This is a genomic window from Shewanella sp. Isolate13 (genome assembly GCF_022398325.1).
GTDB lineage: Bacteria > Pseudomonadota > Gammaproteobacteria > Enterobacterales > Shewanellaceae > Shewanella.
This window is the reverse complement of the sequence record NZ_JAKEVD010000039.1, coordinates 25,636-39,127: the sequence shown is the minus strand read 5'-3', so window position 1 is coordinate 39,127 and position 13,492 is coordinate 25,636. Positions and strand designations below refer to the sequence as shown.

Genomic DNA, 13,492 nt, shown 5'->3' with positions numbered 1-13,492 from the left:
ACCTAACACCTAACACCTAACACCTAACACCTAACACCTAACACCTAACACCTAACACCTAACACCTAACACCTAACACCTAACACCTAACACCTAACACCTAACACCTAACACCTAACACCTAACACCTAACACCTAGCACCTAGCACCTAGCACCTAACACCTTTGTTTTTTCCTTAGCTGCTTGCTGCATTCTTATCCATACGGATTATTTAACGATAATATTGATTTACTTTTCTTAGCCTTATCGTATTTTACTCAGGTTTGGCTATAGTTTTTACACTTGACCGTCTCTTTTAACAAACCAAGATTTCGATAGAAATGATTAGATAAGGATTAGAGGTATGCTTGAGCAGATCACTGCGATGCTTGCTTTGCTAGGTGTTTTATCATTGTTTTGTCAGTGGATAGGCTGGAAACTTCGGCTTCCTGCGATTTTACCATTACTCCTGTGTGGTCTATTACTCGGACCTGGGCTTGGCTTTCTTAAACCCGATGTGATTTTTGGTGATCTGCTGTTTCCGATTATTTCACTCGGTGTCGCGGTTATTCTGTTTGAAGGAGCGTTAACCCTTAACTTTAAAGAGATTCAGGAACACGGCGTAATGGTGACTCGACTGGTGACATTAGGCACCGTGATCACCTGGGCCTGTATTGCTGTTGGTACCTTTTATTTACTCGACTTTGAGTGGTCGATGGCGTTGCTATTTGGTGCGCTGGTGGTTGTGACTGGGCCAACGGTAATCGTGCCCATGCTTCGAAGCGTCAGGCCTAAAACTGAGCTTGCCAGTATTTTGCGCTGGGAAGGGATTGTTATCGACCCTATTGGTGCGCTGCTTGCGGTATTAGTATTTGAGTATATCGCGGTGGCAGCGGATCCGACTACCCATGTTTTGCACGCCCTGAGCGCCATGCTGGCTGTAGGTCTAGGTTTTGGAGTGATAAGTGGCTACTTAGTCGGCCTCGTTCTGCGCAACAACTTACTGCCCCATTATCTTCGTAATACCGCTGTACTGACCATAATGCTGGCCGTGTTTGTTGGCTCAAATCTATTACAGGAAGAGGCGGGCTTGCTCTCTGTGACCGTGATGGGCATTTGGCTGGCAAATATGAAGGGGGTCGACATTGCCGATATTCTCGAATTTAAAGAAACCCTCACAGTGCTGTTGATCTCTGCACTGTTCATCTTGTTGGCAGCGCGCCTCAATGCCGATGCCTTGTTAAGTCTAGGTTGGGAAGGCTTAGCACTGTTAGCCGTTGTTATGCTGATCGCAAGGCCATTAAGCATCTGGTGCTGTGGTGTCGGAACCTCATTATCTAATGGCGATAAATGGTTTTTAAGCTGGGTTGCGCCCCGAGGTATCGTCGCCGCAGCCGTGTCATCCTTATTCGCCATAAAACTTGAAGCACTTGGTATTAAAGGCGCCGAGCTTATTGTGCCTTTGGTATTTTTGATTATTATCGGTACTGTGGTGATCCAGAGCCTAACAGCGGGCAGTTGGGCTAAGGTGCTCGGTGTTACCGCGGACTCCTCCCAAGGTCTGCTTATTTTCGGGGCCTCCCAGTTCTCACGCGCACTGGCAAAAACACTGCAAAGCAAAGGTGTGACAGTGCTGCTGGCAGACAATAACTGGGACAATATTCGTCTCGCCCGTATGGATAATATCCCCGTGTATTTTGGTAACCCTGCATCTGAGCATGCTGAAAACCATATGGATATGGCGGGAATAGGCCGAGTCCTAGTGATGTCTCCGTATCGCCAACTTAATCCCTTAGTGAACTTCTATTTTCAAGATGTTTTTGGTGAAGAAAAGGTCTATGGCCTTAATAATGGCGATACATCCAGCGCACGCCATCAGCTCTCTGAGTCCTATATGAAGCGTTTGTGTCTATTTGGCGATGCGATCTCATACTCAAAACTTGCCAGTTTAATGGCCAAAGGCGCCACGATAAAGAGTACCCGCCTGACCGAGAGTTTCAATTACGCGATGTTTATGGCGCAATATTCACAAGCTGCGATCCCACTTATTTACCTGCAAGAGGGGAAGGTGAGGGTGATTAGGGGGCAAATGGAGACAGAGTTACCTGTAGGTGTTGAGCTGATCAGCTTAATTCCAGCCGATGCAATTAAATTAAGTGACAGTAGTAATAGCGTAGCCGAAGCGCTGAGTGACTCGTAAGTATTACCAGCAAAGCTGCGATATTAGGCCTCTACGGATGGAGGCTAGGCTAAATCAACATGGAATTTTAGTGGCCGTATAAGTGCATTTGCTTGCTATGATCTAAACCGTATCTACACTTGATATAAACCATAACGCTATAGTTTCTAGTTGATTACAATGGTTACCAAATTGTTTGGAATAATGCTGGCATCGGGCTTCATACTTGAATTCAAATGTAGGTACAATGATTAAAGAAAAATCCGAAATCGAAAAGCTAATAGCAGATAATGAACGTTTAAAAGCTGAAAATAAACGTCTTAATTTTATTTTGGATCATATTGGCGCCTGCGTATACACCAATGATACCGATGGGCGATATACCTATGCAAATCATCAGACATGCCAAGTTTTTGGTTACCCGGCAGAAGAGGTTATTGGAGAAACCGATGAAAAGTTCTTCGATCTTAAGGCCTGCAGTGAGTTACGTCAAAATGATTTAATCGTCTTACAGACAGGTAAACGTATTGAAAGTGAAGAAAAATCAGTCATTGAAGGGACTGAAGAAGAACGCACCTATTGGTCTGTAAAGTTACCAATATATGATGAAAATGGTGATATTACGGCCTTATGCGGGATCTCATCTGACATTACTGAAAATGTTCAGATAAGAAAGGAGATAGAAGAGAAGGAAGCACTCCTGAGCCTTGTGCTAGAAAACATCCCTTCATGTGTATACATGAAGGACGCACAAGGAAGGTATCAATATATCAATTCCAATGCTGCCTCATTGCTGGGGATAAACGCTGACGACATTGTCGGTAAAAGCGATAAAGAGGTAACACTTTCATATATTTCAGATGAGACCATCCGACTAGATTCCCAAGTATTGCGAACGGGAGAAAAACTCATAAGTGAAGAAAGTGCCATCGGAATTCATGGCGAAAACGTTCATTTTTGGGTTGCTAGGGCACCCTTTAAAGTCAATAACAAAGTTTCTGGTTTAATTAACATCTTTACCGACATCTCTGAGGTCGTATCTCTTAAGAATAAATTTTTTGAACAAGCACGCACGGATCAATTAACGGGAGTATTATCTCGTCGATTCCTACTCGACCTCGCAGAAGCGCAGCTAAAACAGGCTCATCGCAGTGCGTCACAAATGGCTATTATGTTGATTGATATTGACTATTTTAAGGGAGTAAATGATACCTATGGTCACGTCTTTGGCGATCTATTACTTCAAGCTTCCGCCAAAGCGATGAGCCTAGTTTTACGAGAGAGTGATTTGTTGGGGCGGATCGGTGGGGATGAATTTGTAATAGTCCTTAACGGTATTACTTGGGAGGGCATAGAGATTGTTGCAGAAAGACTGCAAGAAGTGATGTCCAAGACTTATCTTAAAGCCTCCGACGGAAAAAGCATACGCGTTTCGGCCAGTGTTGGTATTTCTCTGTCATCGCCTGACTGCACGCTAGACTCGATGATAGAAAAAGCTGACATTGCTCTGTATCAAGCAAAGACCAGTGGTCGTGGATGCTGGCGTTTAGCTAACTAAGCATTAAACATAAGCATTAAACATAAGCATTAAACATAAGCATTAAACATAAGCATTAAACATAAGCATTAAACATAAGCATTGAACTGCAACATTCGCCCCAAGGATCATGAGGCAGTTTGCCAAGTCGCAGGGTAAATATGGCGATGAGCTCAAATGTACCTTAGTAGGAGAGTGGCTGCTTTGATTTAGGCTGCGGCGCTTCGAATCCCAGTTGCCCCCATAGTTGACTTACCTCCAATTCGAACGAGCCGTGAACTTCTCCAACTAGGCTTTTATGCAACTGTAATTATGAGCACACTTTGTCCAACCTTCTCTAGAAGAGTCGCTACTTAGGCTTGAATTGGAGCCCTCAGTTAATAAATCATGGTTGAAATTTAAAAGCCCTTATTTCGCCTCCCTAGCGGATCATTCCCCCACGAGATGTGTACCTAGCCATTACACGGCCCTTGGATGGTCGAAAAACCAACGAACAGGTTTGTTTATTTGTAAAACCTAAATAAGTTTGTCCGAAATCACATTTATCGCCAAATCTCTCCCCTATACTGCGCGGCCTTTATTAGGTTCTGCTAGTTTTTCATTCACTCTTTGTGAATAAACTCCCTATCTTATGTTGTCTGTGTGGTCGAGGTTGATATTTTCGGCGGCTGCGTGGTGTGACTTAGGTATGAAAACAGAACCCTTAAAAGGTCATATAAGAACCGTCTAAGGAGATGTCCATAATGGACTCTGTAATTAACAAAACTGAAAATACCTCGGCACAACTGAAGGTAAAATCAAGCTGGAGCAAGAGTGATACTCTGTGGGTATTAGGGCTCTATGGTACAGCCGTCGGGGCTGGTACACTTTTTCTGCCGATTAATGCAGCTCAAGGTGGCTTAATCCCCCTCATCATCATGGCACTCCTAGCACTGCCAATGACCTTCTTCGCTCACCGCGGATTAACACGTTTTGTGCTTTCGGGTTCAAACCCTGAGGGTGGGATCACCGAAGTGGTAGAGGAGCATTTTGGCGTTGGTATGGGCAAGGTGATCACCTTACTGTATTTCTTCGCTATCTACCCCATTTTGCTGGTTTACAGTGTTGCACTAACCAATACTGTCGAAAGCTTTATGCAACACCAGTTAAGTATGACTCCGCCTAACCGCGCAACATTGGCTCTGATCTTGATTATTGGCTTGATTGCGGTGGTTCGCTTAGGTGAGCAGTTAATTATCAAGGCGATGAGTTTGTTGGTTTTCCCATTCGTTGCCGTCCTTTTGCTGCTGTCATTTTACCTAATCCCTTACTGGAACACGTCAATATTTAGCAATGTGATACCAGCTCAAGGTGGTGTCAGCACCATCTTAATGGCATTGTGGTTAATATTGCCGGTGATGGTATTCTCTTTTAACCACTCTCCGGTTATTTCCTCTTTCGCAGTAGACCGTAGGAAACTTCACGGTGAAAATGCCGAGAAGCAGTGTTCACGGATCTTAGCTTTCAGCCATATTCTGATGGTTGTCACAGTGATGTTTTTCGTATTCAGTTGTGTGTTTAGCCTATCGCCTGCCAATTTAGCGGAGGCGAAAGCGCAAAATGTGTCGATATTAACCTATCTGGCCAACCATTTTGATACGCCTATCATCGCCTATGTGGCACCGATTGTTGCGATAATCGCCATCACTAAGTCATTCTTTGGCCACTATATCGGTGCTAGCGAAGGCTTTAATGGTCTAATCATCAAGGCTGCACGCGGCAAGGGCAAAGAGGTTAACCCTGTCATTCTTAACCGCATTACCACAGTGTTTATGCTGTTAACTACCTGGGCGGTAGCCACAATCAATCCGAATATTTTGGGAATGATTGAGAGTCTTGGCGGTCCAATCATCGCACTGCTGCTGTTTATCATGCCGATGTACGCCATCATGAAAGTGCCTTCGATGAAGCAATATTCAGGCACCATAAGCAATGTTTTTGTGGTGATTATCGGTTTAGTCTCAATCTCTGCAATCTTCTATTCATTGGTGCAGTAAAACGAGAGAGGGCAAGAACCATAGGTTTTTGCTCTCTTTATCGACAGCGCTTCTCATCACTAGTACTGGCGCTCAACCTCTCTGATACAACCCCCACTAAGGCTGAGTTTTAGCCTCACTTTTGTCATTTGCTCATTTTTCGCGCACTGCTCATCGGCCAGTCTGTTCGTTTTAAGCTCAACTTTTATTAACATCCTAGTGCTGAGCCTCTTTGCTATAACCCATGATACTGGCTCTGAAAGCTGATTAAACAGCCAGTTAGACAGCTTAAAATTCATAGGTAACACCATTTATTAGCTAAGTTAGGCATATTCTTGCCTTTGCCATATGAAGTGGTTCTTCGTTACTGGCTTTAAGAGTCATATTGTGCCAAGAGCGCCTGTTTGTTGCAGTGAGCTTTTGTTATCTAGCTGATTTATAATGTTTTAATAGGCTGCTTTACCGAACGCTGCGTTAAAGTACAGACTATATAGCGGTGTTTTTATATTGCGATACTCGGTTCTTTGTCGCCGTGATGAATATTCTAAACGCCGTTATAACAGCCAATCTGATTCATTCCTTGTTGTTGCTGCACTGCCAGAGCGGCTGTCTGCGTTCAGCTTGCGTTCATCTTCACACAGGCCTACTAGCGCCATCAGTGAATAATCACTGAAACTGACTCACTTATGGTGAAGTACAACACTTCAATGAGTGAAATTAATCAAAGGTTGGGAGCCTGGAAAGATTTATGCGTAGCACCTCTAATATATTGTTACTCGTCGCGATAACGACACTGGCAACACCTGTCATGGCCAATGCTGCTAAGGAGGATGTTGTGCCTACAGAAGAGCAGGTCGATACAGGGCTGAAGAACTTCGGCTATTTGACCGGCTTAGCACTGGGCTGCGTGGCCGCAGATCAAAGTGCGCAGTTAGAAACCGAAGCTATGAATATTAGTAACGAAATCAGCCGTACCCTAGGTGGTGACAGAGCGTTTCTCTATGCTGCTAGCTTTGGTTACGGCACTAATATTGAACTCAATCAGCAGGAGTGCACAGAGGCGTTGGCAAACTTTGAAAAACGTGCCGCAGCATTTCAGCAAGATATGAGAGGCGAGAAATGAAACAAGGCCTGACACTCGCCCTGGCTGTATTGCTGGTTACTGGTTTAGGGAGCTTTGATGCCAATGCTGGCCGCTATGAAGTGCGCCAAGAGATCCGTGAGGGGATCCGCGAAGTTAACCGGGAAAAGCGCGAAGCCGCCCGTGAAGTATTACGTTGCAAGACCCGTAAATGTGCCAGACGTGAAATTCGTGAGGGTTACCGAGAGGTCGCCAGAGAAAAACGCGAAGCTCGCCGTGAAATCCGTCATGCACTGCATGATAATCGCCATCACCATAGGCCAAACAACAAGGATAATTTCCTGACTGGTGTCATAGTGGGCGGGGCGATTATTGGCGCCGTAACCGCAATCGCCAACGATAATAATTGAGCTTATGGTTTAGGTATATAGAGAGTGCTTAGACCAATAAAATACTTTCATAGTCTCAAATAGCACAAGTTCAACTTTAGTGGGGCCTTAAAAACTAGAGTTTGGACTGTGATAGTCACATTAAAAAAGCCACTAAATATAGTGGCTTTTGGCGGGAGAATTTAGTGAAGGGATGTTAATTATAAGCGTCTAAGAATCGCTGATAACGCTCTTCACCTTTTAGTAGTTTAGTGCGCTCAACATCATTAAACACACCTATGGTTGGCATTTCTGATGTGTGGCAAGATGCACAAGCGTTTGGTAATACCGCTGCTGAAGTACATACAAATGCGTTAGGAACGTGAGGGCCACTTGAACACGCAGGCCCCCAGCTTAGTGCCATATTAAAGTAAGCTTGTTGCTGTGGGTCACTGCCTTCATTACGGCTATATGGGAGTAGTGCATCGTAGTTAGCGAGTGATTCTGTTGGTGTTATCACCTCAAAATCATGGCTACTGTTGTCCCACATAAAGGCGGTAGAGCTTATTGCGGTAGAGTGACAATCCATACAGGTTGCCCCAATCATGTCGTGGATTGGCATTTTATGCTCGGCGCCTTTGTCATGACAGTTTTGACAAAGTTTATCTGGGTTATCTGCGGGCGCTTTGATTTCCATGCTGTGTGGGTTATGACAATCACTACAAGCCACCTGCATTGCAGCATGTTTTGAACCATTGTACTCAAGTACTGAGTTTTTCTGGCCTTTAACTCTATCTGTACCTAACCATATGCCTTGAGGATCAAAAGTGGTGAAATCTAATACGCTATCGCCAACTTTAAATGACTTACCTAGCTCAGTTGTTGGCTCACCATTTTCATCAAGCACGAATTGATACAGTTGCGAGTATTGTTTTAGATCGTGATGTTTTGACATTTGGTGACACTGAATACAGCTGTCATTTTTTTGCGCAAAGCTCATATTAGCAGGATTAGTAATATCATCCGCACTCATAGAGCTGGCGTGAATAGAGCCTGCGTTGTGACACTTTTCACAAGATATTCCATCTTCCACTTCGCCGCTGTGCATATTACCTTTACTGACTAGCATGCCGTAGTAGTCAGTCTGTTCCCATCCCATGACTTTAGAGCCGGTAGTATGGCAAGTCATGCATTGGTTTTCCCAGCTCATTTTTTGTAACTCTTCAGCAACCGTAGCACCATTAGTATGGTAATCGTCCATTTTTCTTAGGCTGCCGTCAGCATTCCAAAAGACTGAGCTAGTATAGAAGCCGCTGAAATAGCTTTCGCCTTCATAGTTCACCCAGGCAAATGGCATAGTAAAACCTATCGCGTCTTGTGGATCATCAGACTTTTGCTCATAGTCGTAACTGATAAACTGCTTCGATATAGTCGATGAAATACCATCGATACGGTAACGTTGGTTATTAGTTGAGTTGAGCTTGTCATGCAAAATCACGTAATACTTACCATCATTACCTTTATAAGTAGTGATAACATTATTGGCTTTAAACCTAATGGTATGGGTTTGCGGTTCGGCCTCAGTACCCCAGTCGAGCTCAGGTATAATCGCTTCGATTGTTTTGTTTGGATCGCTGGTATAAAGGGTGCGATAGTCATCGGCGTGGGTCGTGCTTTTCCACTCATTATAGTGGTTTGTATGACAAGCCTTACAGGTTTGCGCTGTAACAAAACTGGCCTCGCTTTCAGGCGGTAACTCTTTTGCCTCAACGGTAATCGTGATCGTTGAACTTGCCTCTAACTCGCCATCGGAAATGGTATAGCTAAAGGTTTGTTCACCAAGTTGATCATCAGCTGAGTAGTAAACCACATGGTTACTATCGATTTCTAAATCGCTAGCGGAAACCACATTTAGTTCATCACCATCTGGGTCGCTATCATTGACTAAAACGTCAATCATCACAGTGCTACCTTGTGTTACCTTTGCTATATCCGGCATGGCAACGGGCGCTCGATTGGTTGGTACTTCTATAGAGTTGTCATCACTATTACAACCGAACATTAATGGTAATAATGCTAAGCACACTGCACTTAATTTTTTCATCTTCATCACCTTTACTTTTTATAATAGGTTTATTGAGTAAACCTTCTATTAACAGATTAGAGACTTGATGATTTGCTTCAATTTGAAAAATTGTCCCCCAAATACCTAACGTGATTCATGTCACATGCAAGGTACACATTTCTAACTATTTGCTTACTTGTGCACGGATAGCTCAAACATATCTCGCTATAATCAGGCTCATCACTAGGCGGCTCACTTTATAAAGAGGTATGAGCTAAATAATGGGTTGGTATGGATGAATAAGGTTTAGGAAGAACTTAGCCAAGAATATGTAAAGGTGATTACCTATGATTAAGTATAGTGTTAGACCTGCGGCATCAACGCAAAGATTGTTAACATATTGCGATGATATTCGCTTTTCGATGCCGAAAAGCTTTGATCATTTTAAAAACCTCGACTCAACTGACTTAATCAGTGGCCAAACTATTTTCACCGCCTTAGACACGGTTGAAAAGCACAGTGAAGATAAATTTTTTTACTATGAACTTGAGTCTTACATTCAAGGTAATGAAGGCAGCATGGCTAAGCATTTGGGGGTTCAGGCAAAGACTCCAGCTGCAATGCTTGCCTGTTTTGCATCAATCTATTCAAGCAAATTAAGTTCAACTAAGCTGCAATTGTTGGAAACCGATAGCGAAGTCAAACTCATTTCACAGCGTTTTAGTAATCACGCTGTGCTCAAGTATGGCGATCTGATGCTGCATACAACCATTAAGAGTATTCTCTCGCCATTTATGACACTATCAAGCCAAGATTTAAATATTGAACTTCCCTTTGATAAGCGATTTTATGGCAAATATGCTGATAAGTTTGAAACCGTTTATTTTGATACCAATGCGTTTAGCATTACTGTGGCTAAGCACCCATCCGAAGGTCGTCTTATTGAAAAAGTTAGCCTAAATAGTTCGATCCCTACACTGCATAAAATTAACGCAGCGGCCAATATGTTACCTCCGGATAAACTCAGCCTAAATAATATTGCCTTTAATTTAGGTTGCAGTGAAAGGCAATTACTGAAAACGTTACATACACTCTCGATGCCTGCCACAGCAACGCTGCAACATATCAAGTTTCAAAGATTAAAGAGCCAGCTAATACGTGAGAAATGGAATTTAAAGAAAGCCGCGATTGATTTTGGCTATAACGATCAAAGTGGACTTACAAAACTGTTTAAAAATGTAGTGGGCGTTCCTCCTTCTGAATACAGAAAAAATCTCGCCGCGCTATAGTTGGATATGTAGGAGCTGGATAAACTTTTTGATTCGCATAAATTACCTAGTCTAGCGTCCTATCATTAGCGTCTTAGTCCTACACGTTCTGTCCAGGAAATATGTGGGGTCAGAGTAAACTTTCTGCATTGATGCGTGGAGCTGAATTCGTGACCATCTAGTCTTAGCCATAAGCGAATAGTCTGTTGTTTATATTGAACTTACAGAAAACACTTAATCTCCATCGGAGTTGCCGAGGTCATTGAAGAACTCTTGTGAATAGAAAGGCGTGAGCGAGGCATGGTCTTTCTCGTGCATCCATGCACTTCAAGACATTCAGGCTTCCTGCCTATCAGATGGCGATTCTGAGGCATAGTGATTTTCGAAAAGGACTGAGGAGCAACAACTTCGTCTGGGGCGCTGAGGGTTTGTTAAGGAGGACAAGCGCTTTCCCCCTTAGCTAGACCCTTGACTGGAGGAAGGGGCAAAGCGCCGCGAGGTTAATTGTTAGACGGAGTCTAACTTGAAGTCCGTCTGTGAGCTTGAAGCTCGCTATCTTTATTAAATGAAGCAAGCTGCAAGCTCCAACAAACTTCTGTCCAAAACTGAGCCACAGCAATTTGTGATTGCTGTTTTCAAAAAGGCCAATGGGGATATATAGCGCTATCTATGCAGCGAGTTTGACTCTATACGGTTTAAGGCCACTTTCTTTTGTAATAAAGAAAGTGGCCTTGTTGATAGGTAAACGCTATGAAGTGTCAACTGTACTAGAAGCTTACCAGTTGAGCTTCAATAACAGAGGGCTAGTCTTCACTGCTGTCGATGAGGTTGTTAATCGCTCTTGAGACCAGATCTTTTTTCATCTGCGTGGGGGCCACTTTCTGGTTAAACCAGAAGCTCATCGGCTGGTCAAAGCCGATGCCGTGCATATAGTTGTAGATTGCCTTTCGTAGCCCTTCGCCAAGCATCTCATGATCGGTACCGGTTGGGTCGGTGAACTCGACATCGTTTTCAGCGAATAAGATCTCAGGACGCTCAGTAAGCGTGATACCAAAGTTTTCAGGGTTCATGCCAACAGGGCTGTGAACCGTGGCGACAAAACGATGCCAGTAGGCAGACTGGAAACACCCTTGCTGCATCATCTGACGTACCATCTCTAACGAATCGACCGTTTCTTGCTCGGTTTGGGTTGGGAAACCATACATTAAATAGGCATGAACCAATATTCCGGCATCACTGAAGGCCTTGGTTACCTGAGCGACTCGCTCAACACTGACGCCTTTCTTCATTAGCTTCAATAGACGATCCGATGCCACTTCAAGGCCGCCGCTAACTGCTATACAACCAGAATCCGCTAGTAATTGGCAGCGCGCTTGGCTAAAGGTTCTCTCGAAGCGGATATTGCCCCACCAGCTGATCACCACGTTGCGTTCAATGAGTCGTTTGGCAAGCGCAAACAGAAGCTTTGGCGGTAGCGCCTCATCGACAAAGTGGAAACCAGTCTCGCCAGTTTCTTCGATAAGTTGCTCGATTCTATCCACTAGCGCATCGGCGCTTGCGGCGTCAAAACGGCCGATATAGTCGAGGCTCACATCGCAAAAACTGCACTTACGCCAGTAACAGCCATGGGCTATGGTCAGTTTATTCCAGCGTCCATCACTCCAGATGCGGTGCATCGGGTTAAGCATTTCACATAATGACAGGTATTCAGCCAATGGCAGACCATCATACACTGGGGCACCAACGTCGGTTTGTGGAATATCCTGTAGCTCTGCATTTTCATTGAAATGGACGTAGATCTCACCACTGTCACTGTCGTTTTGGGCGAGGAAATAGGTGCGTACCAGCTCATCGACCCCACGTTTACCTTCAAAGTATTCCAGCAAGGTGATAAAAGGGCGCTCGCCATCATCGAGACAGATAAAATCGACAAACTCAAACACTCTAGGATCTTTAAGCGCACGCAGTTCGGTGTTGATAAACCCGCCGCCCATTACGATAGGGAGCTCAGGATTGATCGCTTTACAGGTTTGCGCAATACGCAGGGCGCCTAACATATTGCCGGGGAAGGGCACGGTTAACGCAACCACACTAGGTTGTGTCTCTTCCAAGTACTGCTCGACAAGCTGTTCTAAGATCTCAGAGCTGAAACTCGGTTCATCCATCAAGGTATCGTAGAGGTTGTCAAAGCTTGGGTTGGCCGCCGCTAATTGTTCGCCATAACGGCTCACTTCAAAGTAGGGATCTACCCCCTGAGTAATGACGCTGGAAAGATCATTAATAAACAGGGTTGCCAAGTATTTGGCTTTATCTTGCACGCCTAGATTGCCAAAGGCTGCTTGCAGTACATCGCCAGATACCGCTTCCATCTGCGCAATCGTGTCAAACGCTGGACCTTCAGGTAAAAAGCGGCGGGAGTTAATACGCAGTGCTAGGCTTGGATCTTTGCCCTGCAGAAAGCGAATAGCAGGTTCTACGGCTAGCTGGTAACGGTCAAACTCCGCCAGAAAATTAAAGATCACATCGGGCAGTTCATCATCTTCAAAGTGTTCGAAGTTTTGTTCTACATGTTGACGAATGATCTCCAGCGCTGGCGCTGTCATCATCTCTAGGAAAAGCTCAATAGCAGGATCTCGCTGAACCGCCTCATAACCTTGAGAGCGTAAAAAACCCGTTAAATACGCTGTCGCCGGGTAGGGCGTATTCAGCTGGGTCATAGGTGGGGTCATTAGAAGAACGGTCATAGCCTGCCTTTAAATAGTAATACCAAAGTGCTCTGTCTGAAAATGAACGGGTGCAAACTCAACATTGCGAAACAATTAGTTAATAATCATCAGTGAATAACCGTTATTGATAACAGAGCGTGGCAGCAAGCCTCTATGTCTGGATTGCTGCCAAAAATAATGGGGGATTCTAGCAAATGTACTCAGCAAAAACCCGTAAATAAGCAAACGATAGATAGGTTTATCTGTGGATCTTTGTATTGATAGGCAAGCGCT

Annotated in this window: 8 protein-coding genes; 6 read left to right on the top strand and 2 right to left on the bottom strand. The window is 44.3% G+C overall.

Translation table 11 applies throughout. The features are described 5' to 3' along the window. Nucleotides 1–344: 344 nt before the first annotated feature. From L1D44_RS18715 to L1D44_RS18695, 5 genes are all read left to right on the top strand, one after another. The gene (locus L1D44_RS18715; RefSeq protein ID WP_239892809.1) at nt 345–2,180 is read left to right on the top strand and encodes a sodium:proton antiporter; all 1,836 of its coding nucleotides are present in this window, start codon (nt 345–347) and stop codon (nt 2,178–2,180) included. Nucleotides 2,181–2,406: 226 nt separating this feature from the next. Then, complete coding sequence (locus L1D44_RS18710) at nt 2,407–3,717, top strand: diguanylate cyclase (protein ID WP_239892808.1); 1,311 nt, start codon at nt 2,407–2,409, stop codon at nt 3,715–3,717. A gap of 722 nt (nt 3,718–4,439) precedes the next feature. Continuing rightward, nucleotides 4,440–5,732, top strand: coding sequence for a serine/threonine transporter (locus L1D44_RS18705; RefSeq protein WP_239892807.1), 1,293 nt, complete (start codon nt 4,440–4,442; stop codon nt 5,730–5,732). Nucleotides 5,733–6,459: 727 nt separating this feature from the next. Continuing rightward, nucleotides 6,460–6,834 carry a hypothetical protein gene (locus tag L1D44_RS18700; RefSeq protein ID WP_239892806.1) on the top strand — a complete coding sequence of 125 codons (375 nt, stop codon included), beginning with the start codon at nt 6,460–6,462 and terminating at the stop codon, nt 6,832–6,834. After that, entirely contained in the window at nt 6,831–7,202 is a 372-nt protein-coding gene (locus L1D44_RS18695; protein WP_239892805.1) for a hypothetical protein, read from the top strand. The genes L1D44_RS18700 and L1D44_RS18695 overlap by 4 nt, the downstream gene beginning before the upstream one ends. Before the next feature lie 175 nt (nt 7,203–7,377). Here L1D44_RS18695 and L1D44_RS18690 read toward each other — a convergent pair whose 3' ends face one another. Further along, a complete protein-coding gene (locus L1D44_RS18690) occupies nt 7,378–9,264 on the bottom strand; it encodes an Ig-like domain-containing protein (RefSeq protein WP_239892804.1) in 1,887 nt (628 codons plus the stop codon). A gap of 308 nt (nt 9,265–9,572) precedes the next feature. On the opposite strand from L1D44_RS18690, the gene L1D44_RS18685 reads away from it, so the two are divergent. Continuing rightward, nucleotides 9,573–10,514 (top strand): AraC family transcriptional regulator, encoded by a 942-nt coding sequence (locus L1D44_RS18685; RefSeq protein ID WP_239892803.1) that lies wholly within the window; start codon nt 9,573–9,575, stop codon nt 10,512–10,514. A 782-nt stretch (nt 10,515–11,296) separates the two neighbouring features. On the opposite strand, the gene L1D44_RS18680 is transcribed toward L1D44_RS18685, so the two are convergent. After that, entirely contained in the window at nt 11,297–13,237 is a 1,941-nt protein-coding gene (locus L1D44_RS18680; protein ID WP_239892802.1) for a B12-binding domain-containing radical SAM protein, read from the bottom strand. Between the last annotated feature and the right edge of the window lie 255 nt (nt 13,238–13,492).

Coding starts and splice junctions, on each gene's coding strand:
- L1D44_RS18690 (WP_239892804.1), bottom strand. CDS start 9,264: ATGAAAAAATTAAGTGCAGTGTGCTTAGCATTATTACCATTAATGTTC.
- L1D44_RS18705 (WP_239892807.1), top strand. CDS start 4,440: ATGGACTCTGTAATTAACAAAACTGAAAATACCTCGGCACAACTGAAG.
- L1D44_RS18700 (WP_239892806.1), top strand. CDS start 6,460: ATGCGTAGCACCTCTAATATATTGTTACTCGTCGCGATAACGACACTG.
- L1D44_RS18680 (WP_239892802.1), bottom strand. CDS start 13,237: ATGACCGTTCTTCTAATGACCCCACCTATGACCCAGCTGAATACGCCC.
- L1D44_RS18685 (WP_239892803.1), top strand. CDS start 9,573: ATGATTAAGTATAGTGTTAGACCTGCGGCATCAACGCAAAGATTGTTA.
- L1D44_RS18695 (WP_239892805.1), top strand. CDS start 6,831: ATGAAACAAGGCCTGACACTCGCCCTGGCTGTATTGCTGGTTACTGGT.
- L1D44_RS18710 (WP_239892808.1), top strand. CDS start 2,407: ATGATTAAAGAAAAATCCGAAATCGAAAAGCTAATAGCAGATAATGAA.
- L1D44_RS18715 (WP_239892809.1), top strand. CDS start 345: ATGCTTGAGCAGATCACTGCGATGCTTGCTTTGCTAGGTGTTTTATCA.